21 protein-coding genes and 1 tRNA gene are annotated in these 21,604 nt (G+C 70.7%); 19 read left to right on the top strand and 3 right to left on the bottom strand.

The window, feature by feature from the left end; all coding sequences use genetic code 11:
• Positions 1-14 precede the first annotated feature (14 nt).
• From ACYQ1K_RS07770 to ACYQ1K_RS07760, 3 genes are read left to right on the top strand one after another with little or no spacing between them, the layout of a single operon-like run.
• Positions 15-611: a hypothetical protein gene (locus ACYQ1K_RS07770; protein ID WP_459982258.1), complete on the top strand. Its 597-nt coding sequence runs from the start codon at positions 15-17 to the stop codon at positions 609-611.
• Positions 608-1,576, top strand: a complete 969-nt coding sequence (locus ACYQ1K_RS07765) for an LCP family protein (protein WP_459982257.1) — start codon at positions 608-610, stop codon at positions 1,574-1,576. The genes ACYQ1K_RS07770 and ACYQ1K_RS07765 overlap by 4 nt, the downstream gene beginning before the upstream one ends.
• A 24-nt stretch (positions 1,577-1,600) precedes the next feature.
• Positions 1,601-2,959, top strand: coding sequence for a dihydrolipoyl dehydrogenase family protein (locus ACYQ1K_RS07760; RefSeq protein ID WP_459982256.1), 1,359 nt, complete (start codon positions 1,601-1,603; stop codon positions 2,957-2,959).
• 39 nt (positions 2,960-2,998) lie between these two features.
• On the opposite strand, the gene ACYQ1K_RS07755 is transcribed toward ACYQ1K_RS07760, so the two are convergent.
• Entirely contained in the window at positions 2,999-4,852 is a 1,854-nt protein-coding gene (locus ACYQ1K_RS07755) for an Ig-like domain-containing protein (protein ID WP_459982255.1), read from the bottom strand.
• 291 nt (positions 4,853-5,143) lie between these two features.
• Positions 5,144-5,216, bottom strand: a tRNA-Arg gene (locus tag ACYQ1K_RS07750).
• Positions 5,217-5,340: 124 nt separating this feature from the next.
• Here ACYQ1K_RS07750 and argS point away from each other — a divergent pair.
• Together argS and lysA are read left to right on the top strand one after the other, a co-directional pair.
• Positions 5,341-7,029, top strand: a complete 1,689-nt coding sequence (gene argS / locus ACYQ1K_RS07745; RefSeq protein ID WP_459982254.1) for an arginine--tRNA ligase — start codon at positions 5,341-5,343, stop codon at positions 7,027-7,029.
• Positions 7,026-8,411, top strand: coding sequence for a diaminopimelate decarboxylase (lysA, locus tag ACYQ1K_RS07740; protein WP_459982253.1), 1,386 nt, complete (start codon positions 7,026-7,028; stop codon positions 8,409-8,411). The genes argS and lysA overlap by 4 nt, the downstream gene beginning before the upstream one ends.
• 107 nt (positions 8,412-8,518) lie before the next feature.
• Here the strand turns inward: lysA and ACYQ1K_RS07735 are convergent, their stop codons facing one another.
• The gene (locus ACYQ1K_RS07735) at positions 8,519-9,097 is read right to left on the bottom strand and encodes a hypothetical protein (protein ID WP_459982252.1); all 579 of its coding nucleotides are present in this window, start codon (positions 9,095-9,097) and stop codon (positions 8,519-8,521) included.
• A 101-nt stretch (positions 9,098-9,198) separates the two neighbouring features.
• Here ACYQ1K_RS07735 and ACYQ1K_RS07730 point away from each other — a divergent pair, with 101 nt between their 5' ends.
• The 14 genes from ACYQ1K_RS07730 (at position 9,199) to atpE (ending at position 21,601) form a co-directional block, all read left to right on the top strand.
• A complete protein-coding gene (locus ACYQ1K_RS07730; RefSeq protein ID WP_459982251.1) occupies positions 9,199-10,485 on the top strand; it encodes a homoserine dehydrogenase in 1,287 nt (428 codons plus the stop codon).
• Positions 10,482-11,558, top strand: a complete 1,077-nt coding sequence (thrC, locus tag ACYQ1K_RS07725; protein ID WP_459982250.1) for a threonine synthase — start codon at positions 10,482-10,484, stop codon at positions 11,556-11,558. Before ACYQ1K_RS07730 ends, thrC begins: the two co-directional genes overlap by 4 nt.
• A 4-nt stretch (positions 11,559-11,562) precedes the next feature.
• The gene (thrB, locus tag ACYQ1K_RS07720; protein WP_459982249.1) at positions 11,563-12,486 is read left to right on the top strand and encodes a homoserine kinase; all 924 of its coding nucleotides are present in this window, start codon (positions 11,563-11,565) and stop codon (positions 12,484-12,486) included.
• 233 nt (positions 12,487-12,719) lie between these two features.
• On the top strand, positions 12,720-14,753 hold the full coding sequence (gene rho / locus ACYQ1K_RS07715) for a transcription termination factor Rho (RefSeq protein ID WP_459982248.1): 2,034 nt from the start codon (positions 12,720-12,722) through the stop codon (positions 14,751-14,753).
• A 26-nt stretch (positions 14,754-14,779) separates the two neighbouring features.
• Positions 14,780-15,313 carry a gluconokinase gene (locus ACYQ1K_RS07710; RefSeq protein WP_459982247.1) on the top strand — a complete coding sequence of 178 codons (534 nt, stop codon included), beginning with the start codon at positions 14,780-14,782 and terminating at the stop codon, positions 15,311-15,313.
• A gap of 73 nt (positions 15,314-15,386) precedes the next feature.
• The gene (gene rpmE, locus ACYQ1K_RS07705; RefSeq protein WP_279879980.1) at positions 15,387-15,593 is read left to right on the top strand and encodes a 50S ribosomal protein L31; all 207 of its coding nucleotides are present in this window, start codon (positions 15,387-15,389) and stop codon (positions 15,591-15,593) included.
• Positions 15,594-15,823: 230 nt separating this feature from the next.
• Positions 15,824-16,903 (top strand): peptide chain release factor 1, encoded by a 1,080-nt coding sequence (prfA, locus tag ACYQ1K_RS07700; RefSeq protein WP_459982246.1) that lies wholly within the window; start codon positions 15,824-15,826, stop codon positions 16,901-16,903.
• On the top strand, positions 16,903-17,829 hold the full coding sequence (gene prmC, locus ACYQ1K_RS07695) for a peptide chain release factor N(5)-glutamine methyltransferase (protein WP_459982245.1): 927 nt from the start codon (positions 16,903-16,905) through the stop codon (positions 17,827-17,829). Before prfA ends, prmC begins: the two co-directional genes overlap by 1 nt.
• A gap of 5 nt (positions 17,830-17,834) precedes the next feature.
• Positions 17,835-18,509, top strand: a complete 675-nt coding sequence (locus tag ACYQ1K_RS07690; RefSeq protein ID WP_459982244.1) for an L-threonylcarbamoyladenylate synthase — start codon at positions 17,835-17,837, stop codon at positions 18,507-18,509.
• The gene (locus tag ACYQ1K_RS07685; protein WP_459982243.1) at positions 18,509-19,660 is read left to right on the top strand and encodes an MraY family glycosyltransferase; all 1,152 of its coding nucleotides are present in this window, start codon (positions 18,509-18,511) and stop codon (positions 19,658-19,660) included. The genes ACYQ1K_RS07690 and ACYQ1K_RS07685 overlap by 1 nt, the downstream gene beginning before the upstream one ends.
• Before the next feature lie 86 nt (positions 19,661-19,746).
• A complete protein-coding gene (locus ACYQ1K_RS07680) occupies positions 19,747-20,232 on the top strand; it encodes a hypothetical protein (protein ID WP_459982242.1) in 486 nt (161 codons plus the stop codon).
• 30 nt (positions 20,233-20,262) lie between these two features.
• The gene (locus ACYQ1K_RS07675) at positions 20,263-20,505 is read left to right on the top strand and encodes an AtpZ/AtpI family protein (RefSeq protein ID WP_459982241.1); all 243 of its coding nucleotides are present in this window, start codon (positions 20,263-20,265) and stop codon (positions 20,503-20,505) included.
• Between the two features lie 42 nt (positions 20,506-20,547).
• Entirely contained in the window at positions 20,548-21,330 is a 783-nt protein-coding gene (atpB, locus tag ACYQ1K_RS07670) for a F0F1 ATP synthase subunit A (protein WP_459982240.1), read from the top strand.
• A gap of 85 nt (positions 21,331-21,415) precedes the next feature.
• Positions 21,416-21,601, top strand: a complete 186-nt coding sequence (atpE, locus tag ACYQ1K_RS07665; RefSeq protein ID WP_192680518.1) for an ATP synthase F0 subunit C — start codon at positions 21,416-21,418, stop codon at positions 21,599-21,601.
• Positions 21,602-21,604 lie beyond the last annotated feature (3 nt).

Below are 21,604 nucleotides of genomic sequence, written 5' to 3'. Positions count from 1 at the left end.
AGCAGTCGAGACCCATGAGACACGTGACGAGAGGGGTCGTCTCCGTCGCCACGGCAGCCGTCGTGATCTGCGGACTCGCCCTCGCCGGCTGCAGCTCGGGCAGCGAGCAGAAGCCGGCCGGCCGAGCTCCGACGCGCTCGGCGAGCCCGTCGGCCGCGCCCGACCCGACGAAGGCGCCGGCGCGCGTCGCGACGGTGACGGGTCGGCTCGGCTCCGCTCGGCGCGACGAGCTCGCGGCTGCGGTGACCACGGTGATCGACGGCTGGCTGGACCGGGCCTACCTCGGAGACTTCCCGAGGTCGGACTACGCGGCGGCCTTCTCGGGCTTCACCGCCGGTGCGGCCGCCAAGGCGAGGCGCGACCTCGCACTGATGAGCAACGCCGCCATCGCCGACCGGATCCAGCGCGCCGAGGCGACCACGCGGTCGATCTCGCTCGATGTCCTCTCGATCTCCCAGCGGCCTGTCGGAGTCACGGCCAGGGTCGATCTCGGGTTCCAGACGACGGGCACGGTGACCGGCCCCCAAGAGGTCACCGGGACGCTCGACCTGACGCCCGTGGGCAACACCTGGAAGATCTTCGGCTACGAGATCACGAGGACACCCGCATGAGCAGGATCAGAGTCAGGCTGAGTCACATCCGGCTGGGCCACATCCGCCTGGGCCGCATGCTCGGTCGCCGCGTCGCGGTGACGGCCGCCTTGGCCGGCGTGCTCGCCCTGACGGTGCTCGCTCTCCCGGACGACGCGACCCGCGCCCCCGACAGCGTGCTGGTCGCGACCGAGCGCGCGCAGGGCGTCGACATCGGGCGCGACGTGGTGTGGGTGCTCGCCGTCGGGTCGGACGCTCGACCGGGTGAGGACATGACGCACAGTCGGGGCGACGCGATCCAGATGGTGGGCATCGACACCCGCACCGGTGCGGCCGCCATCATCGGCGTCCCGCGCGACTCCTGGGTCGCCATCCCGGGCCATGGGATGAGCAAGATCAACGCCGCGCTCTACTTCGGCGGCCCGAGGCTGTTCGGGCAGGTCGTCGGCGACCTCGTCGGGATCCAGCCGGACTACGTCTTCATCACGAGGTTCGAGAAGTTCCAGGCCCTGGTGAACGGCATCGGGGGGATCAACATCGACAACCCGTTCTTCTTCGCCGACAACCCGATCAAGCCCAAGGGGTTCAAGGCGGGCCACCTCCACCTCACCGGCTACGAGGCCATGGCCTACTCCCGGATCAGGCACGCCCTGCGGCGGGGGGACTTCGACCGCTCCGCGCACCAGCAGGTCGTGATCAAGGCGATCCAGAGGAAGGTCCGGGCCGACCGCGACAAGCCGGGCTTCCTGGCCCGCGGGGTCCTGTCGGCGATGAGCAACCTGCACACCGATCTCTCGCCCGTCGCGCTGTACAGGCTCGGTCATGTGCTCGCCGACATCGACCCGGCCAAGGTGACGAACTGTGTGGTCCAGGGCGGGATCGGGAACATAGCCGGACAGAGCGTCGTGCTGCCACACGTGCAAGCGGCCCACCAGATGGGTCAGGATGCGAAGAGGGACGCCGTGCTCTCCAGATGCGTCAGCTGAACCCGTCCCGCAGAGGAGGCTCGCATGCCCGAGGTGGATCTGGTCGTGATCGGCACCGGCCCCGGAGGCGAGTCGCTCGCCAACCGGGTCGCCTCGGCGGGTCTGCAGGTCGTCGCGATCGACAAGCACCTCGTCGGGGGTGAGTGTCCCTACTACGGATGCATCCCGACGAAGATCATGGTGCGCAGCTCCGACGCGGTGGCCGAGGTGCGACGGGCCGGCGAGATCGCGGGCACCGTCTCGCTCGAGCCGTCGTGGTCACCGGTGGCACGACGCGTGTCGGAGGCCACCGCCGACTGGGATGACACCGTCGCCGTCAAGCGCCTCGAGGACGCCGGCGCCGTCGTCCACCACGGCGTCGGCCGGCTCGACGGACCCGGCCGGGTCGTCGTGACCCTGAGCGACGGGTCGGAGGTCGCCTACACGGTTCGCCGTGGCGTGGTGCTGAACCCGGGGACGCGGCCCGCAGCTCCGCCCGTCGACGGGCTCGCGGCGACGCCGTACTGGACCAACCGCGACGCCGTCCGCGCCACGGCGGTGCCGGCCTCCCTGGTGGTCCTGGGAGGAGGGCCGATCGGCTGCGAGCTGGCCCAGGTGTTCGCGCGGCTCGGTGCCCGGGTCACGCTCGTCCAGCACGCGGCCAGGCTCCTCGAGCGTGACGAGCCGGAGGCCTCGGCCCTCATCGAGCAGATCTTCACGCGGGAGGGCATCCGCGTGCTGACCGGCACGGGGCTCACCTCGGTGGCGTACGCCGACGGCGGCTTCACGCTCGGCCTCTCGGACGGGTCGCAGCTGTCCGCCGAGAGGCTTCTGGTGGGCGCGGGTCGCACGCCCAACCTCGACGGCCTGGGCCTGGAGTCGGTGGGCCTCGATCCCCGGTCCGTGTCGGTCGACGAGCGGATGCGGGCCGGCGATGGTCTGTGGGTGATCGGCGACGTGGCGGGACACGGGGCCTACACGCACCTGTCGATGTACCAGTCGGCCATCGCCGCCCGCGACCTCCTCGGCGAGGAGGGCCCAACTGCGGAGTACCACGCGGTCCCGCACACCACGTTCACCGATCCCGAGGTTGCGGGCGTGGGCCTCACCGAGCGTGCGGCCCGCGACCGGGGCCTGACCGTCCAGGTCGGGCAGACCGACCTGGCCGCGTCCTCGCGGGGCTACACGCACGGACCTGGCGCTGAGGGCCTCATCAAGGTCGTCGCGGACGCCGACGCCGGCGTGCTGGTGGGAGCGTGCGTCGTCGGTCCGTACGGCGGGGAGATCCTCTCGATGCTCACGCTCGCCGTGCATGCCCGGATCCCCGTCGCCACACTCCGCTCGATGATCTACGCCTACCCGACGTTTCACCGAGCCGTGGAGAGTGCCCTGGCTGAACTGTGAGAGCCGCGCAGGCGTCGTCGGGACCGTGCGCGGCGTCCCTCAGCGGACGCTGAGGACCGCAGGGTCGCGTGGAATGATCCTGGTGAACTGCGACGCCGGCGGGATCGGCGCGAAGACGCCTGCTGCGGCTCCACGCACGTAGGTGACGTAGGAGTGCGCGGATGCGGGGATCTGCATGCGTGTCGCTGCGCCGCGCGCCAGGTAGATCGTCGTGAACCCGTGTGCGCGCGCCACCTTGAGCACCCGCAGCGCGAAGGCGGGGCCACCAGGCAGGTTCGAGAGCATCTTGACCTGCACGCGGGAGGCCCAGGCGGAGCCGTAGTACTGCTGGGCTGCCGTCGCGAGGTTGGTGAAGGCCGCGTCGAGTGCTGCGGTGGTGGTGAACGGCTTGATGTTCTTGACCTCCCACTCGACCGAGAGGCCGTAGGCGGCGTTCTGCTTGAACGTCATCTCGGCGTTGCGCAGTCCGGGGCGTGACTTGATCCGCGCCCAGACCCGTGTCTCGAACCGGCCCTTCTTCAGCCAGCGTGGGTTGAAGGGTGCGCCGTGCGCATTGACCCAGGTGAGGTGGCCGGGCTGGGAGACCCGGCCGACGCCGCCCCGCAGGCCCGTGTAGGAGGTGTAGCTGAGCTGTCCGTCCTGGTCGATCCACTGGTAGTGGCGGGCGGCCGCGATACGGGTGCCTCGCAGGGAGTCGGCGAGCACGCCGCCGGCGTCACGGATGCGGGCGTCGCTGTGGTAGAGCGACTTGCCCGGCGCGACGTAGGAGACGGTGCCGACGACCGACTCGTAGCCGGGCTCCTTGCTGCCGCGCCTGCCGTCGACGTTGAGGTCTGCGTAGGCGGTGTAGAAGCCGGTGGGGTATCCGGTGGCCGAGGTCCCGGGTCCTGTGAAGGTCGCCTGGCCGCCGCCGTCCGTGATCGCGAGCTGGGAGACCGGCGTGGCGGATCCTGAGGCGTAGCCGGCCAGGCGCACGGGCGCGCCGACGACGGGCTGGTTGTACTGATCGGTGACCGTGGCCTGGATCGTCACGTTGTCGGTCCCGGGAACCGTCGACGTCTGGGACCGCACCGCGGTGACGGTCTGGAGATAGAGAGGTGCCTCCAGGGCGTCGGAGGAGGGGCCGTTGCTCACCAGGATCACGGTCGAGCCCAGCGGCGTGGCGATCGCATGGGTCGACACGTCGACGGGCTCGCGGAAGATCTGGCTGTCGGCGTCGTACGTGCCGGCCGGGAGGGGCAGCGTGGGCGTCGGCGGCACGACGGTGCCCGGCGTGGCGTCGACGGCCGTGATCTGGTCGGCGTCGGCGACCGAGGGGGAGGAGATCTTGCCCGAGGCGCGCGCGAACGAGCGGCCGTCGACGCGCTGGAACATGCCGAGCGGCACGACCGCGCCGTTCCTGTCAGGCCTCGCAGCGTCCAACAGGCGCCGAGGCCGGACGAACGGACCGAGCACCCGGGGGTCGGCGTTCGGGTCGCCGGCCCCCGGGTCGGTGAAGCGCGAAGCTGCGGAGGAAGGCGTGACGGTCTCGACCTCGGCGCCGCCGAAGGCGGTGTTGTCGGCGGTGTAGCCGGTCGCCTCGAGGAGCAGGTTGCTCGCCGTCGCAGGCACGGTCCACCATGCCTCGAACATGTTCGTGCCCGGAGTGCGCTGCGGTCGGCCGATGGCCACGAGAGGCCCGTTGACGGAGGTGCGGTAGCTCAGCTGCACGGCGGACACGCCCGGGTCGGCGCCCAGCACCACGTGCACCTTGCTGCCCGCCGGCGGCACCATCCCGCCATCGCTGGGGGTGTAGAACACGACGCCGCTGTCGTCGCCGCCCGTCGCCTGGGCCTCGGCGACGGTGACCGCCGGCAGGGCTGCCACCACAAGTGCTCCGGCGGCGATGCTCACGCTTCGCCTCAGGCTGCTCCTGTGTTGTGACATCGCACCTCGCCCTGTCGTTCCGGCGCTCCGTTAGCGTCGGGGCGCATGTGAAGGATGTGAACTGTGTGACGAACGGTAATGCCTTTCCGGCGGATTGGCACCCGCTACGAGAAAAAGACAGATGCCGAGCGGCGTGTCTCATTGACAGCCATGGCGCGGCGGACGCCCGCTGCCTAGCCAAGAGGAACGGGCCGAACCCATGGCGATCTGGTGGCGATCTGGTTCGGCCCGGTCAGGATGTCGGCGACATCACGAGCGCGCCTCCGGCAGGATTCGAACCTGCGGCACCTGGTACCGGAAACCAGTGCTCTATCCCCTGAGCTACGGAGGCATGCACCGGCCAGGCCGATGCGGGGATGACCCTACCGCCCGCCTGACCGGAGGACGAAACCGGGGCGCTGAGGCCGGTCGATGCCGACGTGAGACGCCCGCGCGCACGCGGATAGGCTTGGCCGGTGACCCCTGATCAGCTCTCCACCGCGATCGTCGACGCCCTCAGGGCGCTGACGGACGAGGGTGCCCTCACCCTTCCCGACGGCGTGCCGACCAGTGTGACGGTGGAGCGACCGCGTCAGAAGGGGCACGGCGACTACGCCGCCAACGTCGCTCTGCAGCTGGCCAAGAAGGCCGGCACGAACCCGCGTGCACTCGCGGAGCTGATCGCGTCTCGGCTGAAGGCCTCGAGCGGCATCGCGGACGTCGAGATCGCGGGGCCCGGGTTCCTCAACATCACGGTGGACGCGGGCGCACAGGGCGAGGTGGCGGCGACGATCGTCGCCGCCGGGTCGGCGTACGGCTCAGGTGACGCCCTCGCCGGACACCGCATCAACGTCGAGTTCATCTCGGCGAACCCGACCGGGCCCCTCCACCTCGGCCACACGCGGTGGGCGGTGCTCGGCGACGCCATCGGGCGGGTGCTGTCCGCGGCCGGCGCCGACGTCACGCGGGAGTTCTACATCAACGACCGCGGTGTGCAGATGAACAACTTCGCCGCCTCGATCATCGCCGCGGCGGCCGGGGAGCCCACGCCGGAGAACGGGTACGCCGGCGCCTACATCGATGACCTGGCGAAGGCGGTCGGCGAGGCGCAGCCCGGCATCTTCGAGCTCCCCGAGCCCGAGCGCCTGGCTGCCGTGCGCGCCAAGGGCTACGAGCTCCAGCTGCGTGAGCAGCAGGACCAGCTGGAGGCCTTCAACACCCACTTCGACGTGTGGCTCTCCGAGCTCTCCCTGCACGAGTCGGGCTCGGTGCCCGACACACTGGCCAAGCTCAAGGATCTCGGTCACGTCTACGAGCAGGACGGGGCGCTCTGGATGCGCACCACCGACTTCGGCGACGACAAGGACCGCGTCCTCATCAAGTCCGACGGCGAGCTGACCTACTTCGCCTCGGACACTGCCTACTACCTCGACAAGCGTGCGCGCGGGTTCGACCACTGCATCTACCTGCTGGGCGCCGACCACCATGGATACGTCGGCCGCTTGCGCGCCATGGCCGCCTGCGTCGGCGACGACCCGGACCAGACGCTGGACGTCATGATCGGCCAGCTCGTCAAGATCCTGCGCGACGGCGCCGAGCTCAAGCTGTCGAAGCGGGCCGGCACCATCGTGACGCTCAACGAGCTCGCCGACGAGATCGGCGTCGACGCGCTGCGCTACTCGCTGGCGCGCTACCCGGCGGACTCGCCGCTCACGCTCGACGTCGCCGAGATCACCAAGGCGTCCAACGACAACCCGGTCTACTACGTCCAGTACGCACACGCGCGCACGTGCCGGATGCTCGCCAACGCCGCCGACCTCGGCATGGCGGTCCCCATCGACCTCACCTCGGCGGCGGGCGGGTTCGACCCCTCGCTCCTGGTCCACGAGCGCGACGGCGAGCTGCTCCGTGCGCTGGCGGAGTTCCCGCGGGTGGTGTCGGCAGCGGCCGAGCTGCGCGAGCCGCACCGCGTCGCGCGCTACCTCGAGGACACGGCCTCGGTCTTCAACAAGTGGTACGACACCAAGGAATGCCGGATGCTGCCGCAGGGCGACGAGCCCGTCACCGCCACCAACATCGCGCGCCAGGTCCTCGTGGTCGCGACGCAGACGGTGATCGCGAACGGTCTCGGCCTGCTCGGTGTCTCCGCGCCGGAGCGGATGTGAGCGGGCATCTGAGCCCGGGCAGCTTCACCGGCACGTCGCCGGTGTGGCTGCGCGAGCCGGATGACGTCAACGCACTCGTGCCGATGCTCTGGTCGCGCACGGCGGAGAAGGTGGACGGCGTCCTGCACGTCGGCGGGCTCCCCGTCGTCGACGTGGTCGCGAACGTCAACACGCCCGCCTACATCCTCGACGAGGACGACTTCCGTGTCCGAGCCCGCGCGTTCCGCGACGCGTTCGCCGGCTACGACGTCTACTACGCCGGCAAGGCCTTCATCAGCACGGCGGTCGCTCGCTGGGTCGCCGAGGAGGGCCTGCACCTCGACGTGTGCTCCGACGGCGAGCTGACCGTCGCGCTGCGCGCCGAGGTCGACCCGAAGCGGATCGGCTACCACGGCAACAACAAGACGGCCATGGAGCTGCGCCGGGCCGTCGATGCCGGCGTCGGCCGGATCATCGTCGACTCGTTCGTCGAGATCGAGCGCGTGGCCGACGTCGCCGCGCAGCTCGGCGTCGTCCAGCCCGTCATGGTGCGGGTGACAGCAGGTGTCGAGGCGCACACCCACGAGTTCATCGCCACGGCGCATGAGGACCAGAAGTTCGGCTTCTCGATCAGCTCGGGTGACGCCTTCGAGGCGGCCCGGCGCGTCGTCGAGGCCGAGAGCCTGGAGCTGCGCGGGCTGCACAGTCACATCGGCAGCCAGATCTTCGACACCTCGGGCTGGGAGGTGGCGGCCCGGCGCGTCCTGGCCCTGCATGCGCGGATCGGCCAGGAGCTCGGCCGCGTGCTGCCCGAGCTCGACCTCGGCGGCGGCTTCGGCATCGCCTACACGACCCAGGACGACCCGGCTGACCCGGCGGTGCTGGCCGACCAGATCACCACGATCGTCAGGGGGGAGTGCGCCGCGCTCGGCATCGACCGCCCCCACCTCTCGATCGAGCCCGGCCGCGCGATCGTCGGCCCCGCGATGTGCACGGTCTACACGGTCGGCACCGTCAAGGAGGTGGCCCTCGACGGTGGCGCCAGTCGGACCTATGTCAGCGTCGACGGCGGCATGAGCGACAACATCCGCACCGCGCTCTACGACGCGGACTACTCCTGCACGCTCGCCTCGCGCCCCAGCAAGGCCGCCCCCGTCCTTGCGCGGGTGGTGGGCAAGCACTGCGAGTCCGGTGACATCGTGGTCAAGCACGAGTTCCTGCCCGGCGACATCCGGCCCGACGACGTGATCGCGGTGCCCGGCACCGGCGCCTACGGCCGGTCCATGGCCTCCAACTACAACCACGCGCTGCGGCCGCCGGTCGTCGCCGTCAAGGACGGCGCCTATCGGGTCATCGTGCGGCGCGAGACCCCTGACGACCTCCTCGCCACCGACCTGGGCTGAGCCGCGCCCAGCAGGCTCGCTGGCGACGTCGCCGCCGCTCGACGCCCCGCTCCGTTTGAAGGGCGCCTTCGCGGCGGCGCCTTGTCATCGCACGCGCTCGACGCGGCTCAGTCCTCGGCGCGCATGGCCTCGAGCACATCGCGACCGCGTGGCGACAGGCGGTAGCCGACGGGAAGGCTCTCGGTGAGGCCGAGCTCCTTGAGCCGGCGTACGTCGGCCTTGAACGGACGCTTCTCCCGGCCGATAACGGCCGCAAGGGTCTCGGCGAGCTCGGCCGGTCGGGCCTCGATGAGCTCGAGATGCCGTCGGGTCCACGGGCCGTCGCGGCTGCGCCGGTCCATGTCTGCCAACCTCGCGAGGATCTGCCCGAGCTCGTGCGGTCCCGGTCGGCTCTCTCGCAGCGCGACCCGTTCGTCGGCACCGCTGAAACGGACGCCGATTCGATAGACGTCACCCGGCTTGCGTGAGAGGAAGGCACGCAGCTCGGGCAGCGTCGTCCCCGCTCGGGCCGCGTCGCCCTCGGTCAGTGTCTCCGGGTCGACCCGGTCGACCGAGATGAACTCCACCACGCCGACCCGAGTGCGCTGGCGTCCCCCCGCCACATGCATCGGCCGCGACCAGGTCCGGAACGCGAGGTCGACCTCGCCCCGCACGATGCGGTCGAGGTCAGCGTTGGGGAAGAGCACCCGCTCATCGTGGCAGCCGCCACCAGCGAGGAGGGAGGCCGACCTGTCCGCGTTCGACGACGCGTGGGGACCGACCGACGATCCGCCGATACCCTGGACCCATGCGTCCCCTCAAGGTGGCGGTGCTCGGCTGTGGCTCCGTCGGATCCCAGGTCGTTCGGCTGCTCCAGGAGCAGGCCGGCGACCTCGCCGCCCGCGTCGGCGCACCCGTGGAGCTCGCCGGAGTCGCCGTCCGGCGGCTGGAGGCACCGCGCGAGGTCGAGGTGCCGCACGAGCTCCTGACCACCGACGCCCATGCGCTCGTCGCCAGCGGCGACATCGACCTCGTCGTCGAGGTCATCGGCGGCATCGAGCCGGCGCGGGGTCTGATCCTCAGCGCGCTCGAGAACGGCGCCAGCGTCGTCACCGCCAACAAGGCGCTGCTCGCCGAGGACGGCGCGACCCTCTTCGAGGCGGCGGAGAAGGCGGGTCGCGACCTCTACTACGAGGCTGCCGTCGCCGGCGCCATCCCGATCCTGCGTCCGCTGCGCGAGTCCCTCGCCGGCGACAAGGTGACGAAGGTGATGGGCATCGTCAACGGCACGACGAACTACATCCTCGACAAAATGGACACCCAGGGGTCGGGCTTCGACGAGGCACTTGCCGAGGCGCAGGAGCTGGGCTACGCCGAGGCCGACCCGACCGCCGACGTCGAGGGGTTCGACGCGGCCGCGAAGGCCGCCATCCTGGCCAGCCTCGCCTTCCACAGCCGGGTCACGGCCAGTGACGTCCACCGCGAAGGCATCTCCGAGGTCACGGCCGCCGACGTCGCCAGCGCGAAGGCGATGGGCAGCGTCGTCAAGCTGCTGGCGATCGCCGAGCTGACGAACGACTCGGTCAGCGCCCGCGTCCACCCCGTCATGATCTCGCGCAGCCACCCGCTCGCCAGCGTGAGGGAGGCGTTCAACGCCGTCTTCGTCGAGTCGGAGGCGGCCGGCCAGCTCATGTTCTACGGGCGTGGTGCGGGCGGCTCGCCCACCGCGAGCGCGGTGCTCGGCGACCTGGTGACGGTCGCGCGCAACCGGGTGGCTGACACCAAGGGGGCCGGCGAGTCGTCGTACGCCGATCGCGCCGTCCTTCCCATGGGCGAGACGATCACCCGCTACCACGTCTCGCTGGACGTGGCCGACAAGGCGGGCGTGCTCGCCGCGGTTGCCACGGCGTTCGCCGACCACGGCGTGTCGATCCAGACCGTGCGTCAGGAGGGCCGTGACGCCGACGCCCAGCTGGTGGTGGTGAGCCATGAGGCCACTGACGCCCAGCTCGCCGCGACGGTCGAGGCGCTGCGGGGCATGGACATCGTCCGCGACGTCACCAGCGTGATGCGCGTAGAGGGAGAGCTCGCATGACCCAGCAGCCGACGCACCAGTGGCGCGGAGTGATCGAGGAGTACCGCGCCCTGCTCGACATCCCCGCCGACACCGCCGCCGTCAGTCTCGGAGAGGGCGGCACGCCGCTCGTCCGCTCCGACTGGCTCTCCGGCCTCACCGGCGGGGAGGTCTGGCTCAAGATCGAGGGGCAGAACCCGACGGGCTCCTTCAAGGACCGTGGCATGACGGCCGCCATCTCGGTGGCCGTCCACGAGGGCGCGAAGGCATGTGTGTGCGCGAGCACGGGCAACACGTCTGCGTCGATGGCGGCGTACGCCGCGAAGGCGGGCATCACTCCGATCGTCCTGGTCCCTGACGGGAAGATCGCCGCCGGCAAGCTCGCCCAGGCGCTCGTCCACGGCGCACAGGTGATCCAGGTGCGCGGCAACTTCGACGACTGCCTCAAGCTGTCGCGGGGTCTCGCCGAGCACTATCCGGTGGCGCTGGTGAACTCGGTGAACCCGATCAGGCTCGAAGGCCAGAAGACCGCCGCCTTCGAGGTCGTCGACCGCCTCGGCGACGCACCCGACTACCACCTGATGCCGATCGGGAACGCCGGCAACATGTCGGCCTACTGGCTCGGCTACCAGCAGTACGCCGCCGCCGGCCACGCGTCGAAGAAGCCCGTGCTGCGCGCCTTCCAGGCCGAAGGTGCTGCCCCGTTGGTCTTGGGCCGGCCCGTCGAGTTCCCCGAGACCCGGGCGACGGCGATCCGGATCGGCAACCCTGCCTCGTGGAAGCTGGCCGAGGCGGCGAAGGACGCCTCGGGCGGCCGGTTCGCCTCCTTGTCCGACGACGAGATCCTCAGTGCCCAGGCGCAGCTGGCCCGGCGCGACGGCGTCTTCGTCGAGCCGGCGTCGGCCGCCGGGGTGGCTGGCCTGCTGGCCGAGCTGGCGGCGGGTGACTCCTATGCGGGCGCCACGGTCGTCATCACGGTGACCGGCCACGGGCTCAAGGACACCGTGACCGCGTTGGAGTTCTTCGGCGAGATCCCCCAGGTCGTCGTCGATGCGGAGATCGACGTGGCGGCCTCCGCAGCTGGGCTCGTCTGACCCGATGGGATCGTTCGTCCCAGGGCCCGTGCGGGTCACGGTGCCGGCCACGTCCGCCAACCTCGGGCCGGGCTATGACTCGCTCGGGCTCGCGCTCGAGCTGCGCGACGGTCTGGAGGCCGAGGTCACCTCCTCCGGCCTCGTCGTCGAGGTCGAGGGGGCGGGCGCCGGCGCCGTGCCGCTCGACGAGAGCCACCTCGTGGTCAGGTCGATGCGGGCGGCGTTCGACCTCCTGGGAGGTCAGCCGGCGGGGCTGCGGCTGCGGTGCCGCAACGTCGTCCCGCACGCCCGCGGCCTGGGCTCCTCCTCCGCGGCGATCGTCGGCGGCGTCGTGCTCGCCCGAGCGCTGGTTGCGGGCGGCGAGCTCCTGCTGGACGACGAGTCGGCATTCGGCCTGACCGCTGAGCTCGAGGGTCACCCCGACAACGTCGCCCCTGCCTACTTCGGTGGGTTCGTGATCTCGGGGGAGAACGGCGGCGCGGAGCAGGGCCGGAGCTTCTGGGCGGTGCCGGCGTCGGTGGACCCGCGTGTCAGTGCGGTGGTGTTCGTGCCCCCCACCGGGGTCGAGACGAAGGTCGCCCGCGGCTTGCTCCCCAGTCATGTGCCCCACGGGGAGGCGGCCGCGGACGCTGCGCGCGCCGCCCTGTTGGTGGCCGCCCTGGCCAGCCAGCCGGAGCAGCTGCACCGGGCGACGCGGGACTACCTCCACCAGGAGTATCGCCGTCCCGCCATGCCGGACTCGCTCGCACTGGTCGACGCGCTCCGCGCCGACGGCATCGCGGCCGTCGTCTCGGGTGCAGGTCCGACGGTGCTGGCCTTCACCGACGGTGACGGCTCGGCCCTCACGGGGAAGCTGCTCGCCAGGTGCCCCGAGGGATGGACCGCCCGGCATCTCGACGTCTCGATGGACGGCGCTCGCGTCGACTAGCGGACCCGTGACGGAATCACCACGCCACGCCCGGTGTTAGGGTGGTGACGCGCCGCACAGTTCGGCGTGGCATCATCAGGACCCATCGGTCCGCGATGCGCGAACCTTCTTCCCTCATCCCGCGCAGACGCGCTCTGCCCAGGTCGGGAGACCCCTCAGCGAGGGAAGCTAGACATCAGGTCAGCCACCGGCGTCACGCCGGGTCAGGCTGTGATACGTGGGAAGGACCTCACGTGACGGAAACCATCGAACCCACCGCCGCCGGCACCGAAGGCGCCGCGAAGAAACGTGGTGGGCTCAACGCGATGCTGCTCGCGGACCTCAAGGCCATGGCGAGCGGCATGGGCATCAGCGGGGCCGGCTCCATGAAGAAGGCCCAGCTCATCGACGCCATCAAGGCCGCCCAGTCGGGCGGCGGCCGTGCCACGCGGGCCGGGGACGACGCTCCGACGTCGGATGCAGGCGCGATCACCACGCGGCCACGGCGTGGAGCCCCCCGCGCCACGAAGGGGCAGGCCGACGCGCCTGCACAGAGCGAGACGACCCCGGCCGCGACATCGGCGCAGCCGGAGGTGAAGGCGCCCGCCGCCCAGGCGGAGCCCGCCGGCGAGCCTGCCCGCGCCCCGCGCAAGCCGCGGACGGGTCGGCGTGCGGCGGTCCAGGAGAGCGCGACGACCGAGCCGGCGGTCGTCGCTCGGCGCGAGCCGGAGCCCGAGCCGCAGCTGGACCTCGAGCTGGAGCGAACCCAGCAGACCGCGCCGCGTGAGCGGCAGGGCGAGCGGCAGGGCGAGCGGCGGCCCGGCCAGGGCCGCGCCCGAGCCGAGCACAGCGAGATCGGCGATCAGCGCGATCAGCGCGATCAGCGCGACCAGCGCGATCAGCGCGACCAGGGCGACCAGGGCGACCAGGGCGACCACCGTGGTCACGGCGAGTCCGAGAGCGAGGGCCAGCCCCAGGGGCACGGCCAGCCTCACGGCCAGGGGCAGGGCCAGGGCGTCAACCGCGACGGCGATGACGGCGGCAGTCGTCGCAACCGGCGTCGCCGTGGCCGAGACCGGGACCGCGACCGCAACGCGCCGCCGCGCCCGGGCGCCCAGCGCAGCGAGCCGGACACCGACATCCGCGACGACGACGTGCTCGTCCCTGCCGCCGGCATCCTCGACGTTCTCGACAACTACGCGTTCGTGCGGACCAGCGGCTACCTGCCCGGTCCTGACGACGTCTACGTCTCGTTGTCGATGGTCCGCAGGCTCGGCCTTCGCCGGGGCGATGCCATCACGGGGCAGGTGCGCCAGCCGCGTGAGGGGGAGCGCCGGGAGAAGTTCAACCCGATGGTGCGCATCGACACGGTCAACGGTGCCGAGCCGTCGGCTGCGCAGAGCCGGGTGGAGTTCTCCAAGCTGACCCCCCTTTACGCCAACGAGCGGCTTCGCATGGAGACCGACGCGACGAACATGATCGGTCGCGTGATCGACATCGCCGCGCCGATCGGCAAGGGCCAGCGCGGCCTCATCGTCTCGCCCTCGAAGGCCGGCAAGACGATGATCATGCAGTCGATCGCCAACTCGATCACGACGAACAACCCTGAGTGCCACCTCATGGTGGTGCTGGTCGACGAGCGGCCGGAGGAGGTCACCGACTTCGAGCGCTCGGTCAAGGGCGAGGTCATCTCCTCGACGTTCGACCGGCCGGCCTCCGACCACACGATCGTGGCCGAGCTCGCCATCGAGCGGGCCAAGCGCCTCGTCGAGCTGGGTCACGACGTCGTCGTGCTGCTCGACGGCATCACCAGGTTGGGGCGTGCCTACAACCTCGCGGCGCCGGCGAGCGGCCGGATCCTCTCCGGCGGCGTCGACTCGGCCGCCCTCTACCCTCCGAAGAGGTTCTTCGGCGCCGCCCGCAACATCGAGAACGGCGGCTCGCTGACGATCCTCGCGACGGCCCTCATCGAGAGCGGCTCGAAGATGGACGAGGTGATCTTCGAGGAGTTCAAGGGCACGGGCAACATGGAGATCCGGCTGCGCCGCGACTTCGCCGAGAAGCGGGTCTTCCCCGCGATCGACGCCGTCCAGTCGGGCACTCGTCGCGAGGAGCTCCTCATGAGCAAGGAGGAGCTCGCGATCATCTGGAAGCTGCGCCGCGTGCTCTCGGCGCTCGACGGGCAGCAGGCGCTGGAGCTGCTCTTGGAGCGCCTCAAGAAGACGCACAGCAACATCGAGTTCCTCATGCAGGTGCAGAAGACGACCCCGGGAACAGACCAGATCTGAGCCAGGGTCTTTCCGGAGGAGCTGGCATGCCGCCGACACAGCGCGCGCCCCTCGTCGTGGTGATGGGCGTGTCCGGGTCCGGGAAGTCGACGGTCGGGGCCGCGCTGGCGCAGCGGCTGCGGGTCCCGTTCGTCGACGGCGACGACCTGCACCCGCCCGAGAACATCGCGAAGATGGCGGCCGGCCACGCGCTCGACGACCTCGACCGACACCCGTGGCTCGAGGCGGTCGGCACGTGGCTGGCCGCGCACCGGAGCAGCGGTGGCGTCGTCAGCTGCTCCGCCTTGAAGCGGGCCTACCGCGATCAGCTGCGCCAGCACGTCCCTGAGCTGGAGGTCGTCCAGCTGGACGGCACTCCCGAGGTCATCGCGGCACGCCAGGCCACACGAGCCGGCCACTTCATGCCCGCATCTCTGCTGGCGTCGCAGTTCGCGACCCTCGAGCCACTGGCTCCGGACGAGCGCGGACTCGTCCTGGACGTGACCCAGCCCGTCGACGTCATCGTCGAGGATTACGTCGGCCGGGGCGGGAATTCGTCGGCCCGGACGTGTGTTGACTAACATTGATCCGTTCCGGCACCGGTTCACCGCGTGCGTCGCACGAGGACCCGGGCCCTGAGTGATGAGGACATCCATGAAGGCCGACATCCACCCGCAGTACGTCGAGACCCAGGTCACCTGCACCTGCGGCGCGACGTTCACCACGCGCTCGACCAAGACCGACGGCGTCATCCGCGCCGACGTCTGCTCGCAGTGCCACCCGTTCTACACCGGCAAGCAGAAGATCCTCGACACCGGCGGCCGCGTCGCCAGGTTCGAGGCCCGCTACGGCAAGAAGTAGCTGCGTCGAAGCGCCGGCCCCCGCCATCGTGCGGGAGGCCGGCGCTCGTCATTTCCCCGGCTATCTCGGGCCGGGCTGGTCCGCGGTCTCGGGGATCGGCTCGCCTCGGACAGCTCCCGTGCCGCCTTGCCTGGACTGAGTGAAGCGAGGGAGGAACGACCGAGCGCAGCGAGGGAAGGCAAGGCATGAAGGGCGCGGGAGCACGCGCCGAAGCGAAGCGGAGGCGCTAAATGGCACAGTTCGAAGCTGTCGAGGGGCTCGTCGAGGAGCACCGTGAGCTGGAGGGACGGCTCGCGGCGCCGGAGACGCACGCCGACGCACGGCTGGCCAAGCAGCTCAACCAGCGCTACGCCGAGCTGAGTGCGATCATCGGCGCCTACCGGCACTGGCAACAGCTCGGCGACGACATCGAGGCCGCGCGCATGCTGGCCGCCGAGGACGCCTCGTTCGCCGACGAGGCCGACCAGCTCGCCGAGCAGCGCACGGAGGCCGAGGAGCGACTGCGTCGCCTGCTGGTGCCGCGCGACCCGTCCGATGACAAGGACGCGATCCTCGAGGTGAAGTCGGGGGAGGGCGGCGAGGAGTCGGCGCTCTTCGCCGGTGACCTGCTCCGGATGTACACCCGCTACGCGGAGCGTCATGGCTGGAGGACCGAGATGCTCGACGCCACCGAGTCCGACCTCGGGGGCTACAAGTCGGTGACCGTGGCGGTGAAGGCCAAGGGCTCCTCAGAGCCGGGCCGGGCGCCGTACGCGCTGCTCAAGTTCGAGGGCGGCGTCCACCGCGTGCAGCGTGTGCCGGTCACCGAGAGCCAGGGCCGCGTGCACACCAGCGCTGCGGGCGTCCTGGTGATGCCCGAGGCCGAGCAGGTCGATGTGACGATCGACGAGAACGATCTGCGCATCGACGTGTTCCGCAGCTCCGGTCCGGGAGGCCAGAGCGTGAACACGACCGACTCCGCCGTGCGGATCACCCACCTCCCGACGGGCATCGTGGTCAGCTGCCAGAACGAGAAGAGCCAGCTGCAGAACAAGGAGCAGGCGCTCCGCATCCTCCGCTCCCGGCTGCTGCAGGCCGCGCAGGACGCGGCCGACGCCGAGGCGAGCGATGCTCGGCGCAGCCAGGTGCGCACGGTGGATCGGTCGGAGCGCATCCGGACCTACAACTACCCGGAGAACCGGATCTCCGACCACCGCACCGGCTACAAGGCCTACAACCTCGACCAGGTGCTCGACGGCGACCTCGGGCCAGTGCTCGATTCGGCCGTCGAGGCCGACCTCGCCGCGCGTCTTGCGTCGCTCGAGGGCTGATGGCAGCGGCCACCCGACGCGGGCTGCTCGCCACGGGCGTGGTGCTCCTGCGCGAGGGCGGTGTCGCAAGCCCGGAGCACGACGCCGGCGAGCTGCTCGCCCACACCTTGGGCGTGAGCCGGGGCCACCTCGTGCTCGTCGACCACATCAGCGACGAGCAGGCTGACCGCTACCTGGCGCTGGTGGCCCGCCGCGCGGCGCGGGAGCCGCTCCAGCACCTGACCGGAGTCGCCTACTTCCGTCACGTCGAGCTCGCCGTGGGTCCGGGCGTGTTCGTGCCACGGCCCGAGACCGAGCTGCTGGCCGGGTGGGCGATCGAGCAGTGCCACCGTTGGTCGGGTGACCCGGCTCGTTGGTCGAGTAGCGACCGCGAGGGACGAGCGGGCGCGTATCGAGACCCGGGCCCGGTCGTCGTCGACCTGTGCACGGGCTCGGGTGCGATCGCCAAGAGCCTGGCCGACGAGGTGCCGAACGCCCGGGTCCACGCGGTCGAGCTGGACGAGGCGGCGTACGCCTGGGCGATGCGCAACCTCGCGGGCACCGGCGTCGACCTGCGTCACGGGGACATGGGCTCCGGCTTCGACGACCTGGCCGGCACCGTCGACGTCGTCGTCTGCAACCCGCCCTACATCCCTCTCGACGCGTGGGAGTCCGTCGCGATCGAGGCCCGGGACCACGACCCGGATCTCGCGCTCTACTCCGGGGACGACGGGCTCGACGCGATGCGGGTGCTCGAGCAGCGCGCCGCCGTGCTGCTGCGGCCCGGGGGAGTGGTCGGCGCCGAGCACGCCGACGAGCAGGGGCCGGACGGGCTTCGCGGCGGTGCGCCGGCGGTCTTCGCCGCGAGCGGACGGTGGGTCGACGTGCGCGACCACGTCGATCTCGCGGGGCGCCCCCGCTTCACGACCGCGAGGCTGGCACGATGACCTCTGTGAGTGAGCGTTTCGTGGCCGTCACCGAGCAGGACGTCAGCACCGCGGTCGACGCCGCGGCGCGGGCGATCACCCGAGGCGAGCTCGTGGTGATCCCCACCGACACGGTCTACGGCATCGGTGCCGACGCCTTCGACCCGGTCGCGGTGAAGGCGCTGCTCGCCGCGAAGGGGCGCGGTCGGGAGATGCCGCCGCCCGTGCTGGTCTCCTCGGCCGCGACGCTCGATGCCCTGGCCGTTCGCGTGCCCAGCTGGGCGCGGGCGCTGACCGAGGCGTTCTGGCCCGGTGCGCTGACGCTGGTGTGCCACCAGCAGAGCTCGCTCCAGTGGGACCTCGGCGAGACCCGGGGGACCGTCGCGGTCCGGGTCCCCGACCACCCGATCGCCATCGCGGTGCTCGAGCGCACCGGACCTCTCGCGGTGAGCTCGGCGAACCGGACCGGCATGCCGGCCGCGACCGATGCGGACGGAGCCGAGGAGATGTTGGGGCACGCCGTGTCCGTCGTCGTCGACGCGGGGCCCACGCCCGGCGCCGACCCGTCCACGATCGTGGACGCGACGGGGGAGTCGCCACGCCTGCTCCGCCTCGGTGCCATCAGCGTCGCGCGGCTCAACGAGGTGCTCGCTCCGCATGGCGTCACCCTCGCCGACGGCGCTGGCGACGAAGGCGAGTAGTGCGCGCCTATCTCCTGCTCTTCCTCGTCGCCGCCGCCGTCACCTACCTCCTGACGGTCATTGCACGCGAGCTCGCACTCCGCACCGGCGCGGTCGCACGCGTGCGTGACCGCGACGTGCACGCCGAGCCGATCCCCTACATGGGCGGCATGGCGATGCTCGGAGGTCTGGGGGCCGCCTACCTCGTCGCCCGGCAGCTCCCGTTCCTCGCCGGCGGCTCGCCCTTCGTGCTGCGTGACGCGGGAGTCGTCCTCGTGGCGGGCGCCATCATCTGCATGGTCGGGGTGCTCGACGACATCTTCGAGCTCGACGCGCTCACGAAGCTGGGCGGACAGGTGCTCGCCACGGCCTTCCTCATCGCCTTCAACATCCAGTACTTCTTCATCCCCACGGGCGGGAACACCTTCTTCTCCCTCGACCCGACCCAAGGTGCGCTGCTGACCGGCGTCATGGTGGTCGCCACAGTCAACGCCGTGAACTTCATCGACGGGCTCGACGGCCTCGCGGCAGGCGTCGTCGGGATCGGGGCGCTGGCGTTCTTCGCGTTCTGCTACGGCATCACGCGCCTCAACCAGGTCGAACGGGCCAGCACGGCGGCCCTGCTGAGCGTCGCGCTCGCCGGCGCCTGCGTGGGCTTCCTCGTGCACAACTGGAACCCGGCGCGCCTGTTCATGGGTGACAGCGGCTCGATGCTCCTCGGCCTGGTCCTCTCGGCGAGCGCCGTCAGCCTCTCCGGCCAGTTCACTCCCGGAGAGCTGAGCCAGGGGGTCAGCGGCTCGGCGGCCAGCCTGCTCCCGACCTTCCTTCCGATCGCCCTGCCGCTCACCCTGCTGCTCGTGCCGATCGCGGACCTGGTCATGGCCGTCGTCCGGCGCACGCGGGCCGGCCGTTCGCCTTTCGCGCCCGACAAGCAGCACCTCCACCACCGCCTGCTCGAGATCGGCCACTCGCAGCGGCGTGCGGTCCTCATCATGTGGCTGTGGGCGGGACTGATCGCCTTCGGATCGTCGTTCGCCAGCCTCTACTCCGGCCCCTGGATGTGGGGGACGCTCGTCGCCTCGCTCCTCATCACGCTGGCCCTGACCTTCCTGCTGCCCAAGCTGCGGCAGGTCGACCCGGCGGCGCCCGCCGGGGCCCGAGCGAGCGGGTAGAACGTTCCAATTCGAAGGCAAGGAACGCTTGTGATAACTTTCACGAGCGATCCGACGACTACCTCTCCCTAGAACGGCCGCCACTGATGACGACCGAGACGAAGCAGGTCCGCGCCACCTCAGGTGCCGGCACGCTCCTCGGTGCGGCCTCGAGCGCGCTGCCGTTCGGCTTCGCGGTGGCGGTGGTGGGGCTCGCGGTCGACGGCCCCGCGGCGCTGTACGCGGGCCTCGCGGCCACCCTCGTGACGGCGGGTGTCCTCGCCGGCGGTGCCCTCTTCGTCGGGGTCGTGGCCCGCGTGATGCCCGTGGCCTCGCTGCTCCTCGCCCTGTTGACCTACGCCTGCCAGGTGATGGTCCTGACGCTGGCGCTCACGGCGGTCGCCGGCTCGGGTGACAACACCGTGACGCGGTGGGCTGCGGGGTCGCTCATCGCCGTCACCCTGGCTTGGACGCTGGCGCACCTGCTGTTCGCGACCCGCCGCCGGATCGCCGTCTACGATGTGACTCTTCCAGGGGAGACTGCATCGGCGCTCGATGAGACGAGCGAGGCCACTGGGGCGGGTGCGCGGTGATCGCCCGCGGCTGCTATTGTCCGGGGCGCGATGGCACCCCACGACTCCCCGCGCAGGGACCCATGGCGCTCCTTCGGCTACCTGGTGGCCGGCGTGGGGTTCTACGGCGCGATCGGCTGGGGACTGGATCGGTGGCTGGGGACGAGGTTCCTGGTCGCGGTTGGGATCCTCTTCGGCGCGGCACTGGGTCTCTACATGACGTGGGCGTCGCTACGTCCGGACATGGGCGCCGGCAAGGAAGACCCGGGTAGCGATCGCGACCCGAAGACGTAAGGCTGACGAGTTGTATCTGAAGAAGAGAGTGCAGGAGGCGCAGTGAGTTCGCTCGCGACGGTGGTCAGGGCCGAGGAGTTCAACGCTCCGGGCCCGTCGAACTTCGACCTCCCCGGCTTCTTCGACTCCTCGGTCACGAAGCCGATGGTCCAGTTGGTCCTGGCGGCGATCATCGTGTTCGCCTTCTTCTGGCTGGCGGTCCGCCGCGGGACACTGGTCCCGAGCAGGCTGCAGTACGCCGGCGAGAGCGCCTACAACATGGTGCGCAACGGCGTCGCCCGCGATGTCATCGGCGGACACGACTTCCGGGCGTTCGTGCCGTACCTCGTCGCCCTGTTCTTCTTCATCCTGGTGAACAACGTCTTCGCGACGATCCCGTTCATCCAGTTCCCGACCTTCTCGCGCGCCTCGATGGCTTACGCGCTCGCGGCTCTCTCCTGGGTGATCTACAACGCGGTCGGCATCAGGCGGCACGGATTGCTGGGCTATCTCAAGCTCCAGACCGTCCCCTCGGGCGTGACCGTCTTCATGCTGCCGCTGCTGGTGCCGTTGGAGTTCTTCTCCAACATCCTGGTCCGACCGGTCACGCTGGCCCTTCGTCTGTTCGCCAACATGTTCGCCGGCCACATCCTGCTCATCCTGTTCGCGACCGGTGGCCTCTACCTCATCCAGCACGGCGGGATCGGGTACGTCGCAGGCCCGGTGGCCTGGCTGCTGGCGGTCGCCATCGCGTTCCTGGAGCTCCTGGTCCAGTTCCTGCAGGCCTACGTCTTCGTCCTGCTCAACGCGATGTACATCCAGGGCGCGCTCGCCGAAGAGCACTGAGCCGCTCCCCGCTCCCACCGAGCTTTCAACTCCAACAGCAGTAAATCAACCGGAAGGAAATACCGCCGTGAACGGCAACCTCAACATGATCGGGTACGGCCTGGCTGCGATCGGCCCCGGTGTCGGCATCGGTCTGATCTTCGCCGCCTACATCTCCGGCGTTGCCCGCCAGCCCGAGGCGCAGAGCCGCCTCCAGGCGATCGCGATCCTCGGCTTCGCGCTGGCCGAGGCGCTCGCCATCATCGGTATCGCCCTCGCGTTCGTGCTCTGATCG

Source organism: Nocardioides sp. AN3 (assembly GCF_054653495.1).
This window is presented reverse-complemented; position numbering and strand designations above follow the sequence as displayed.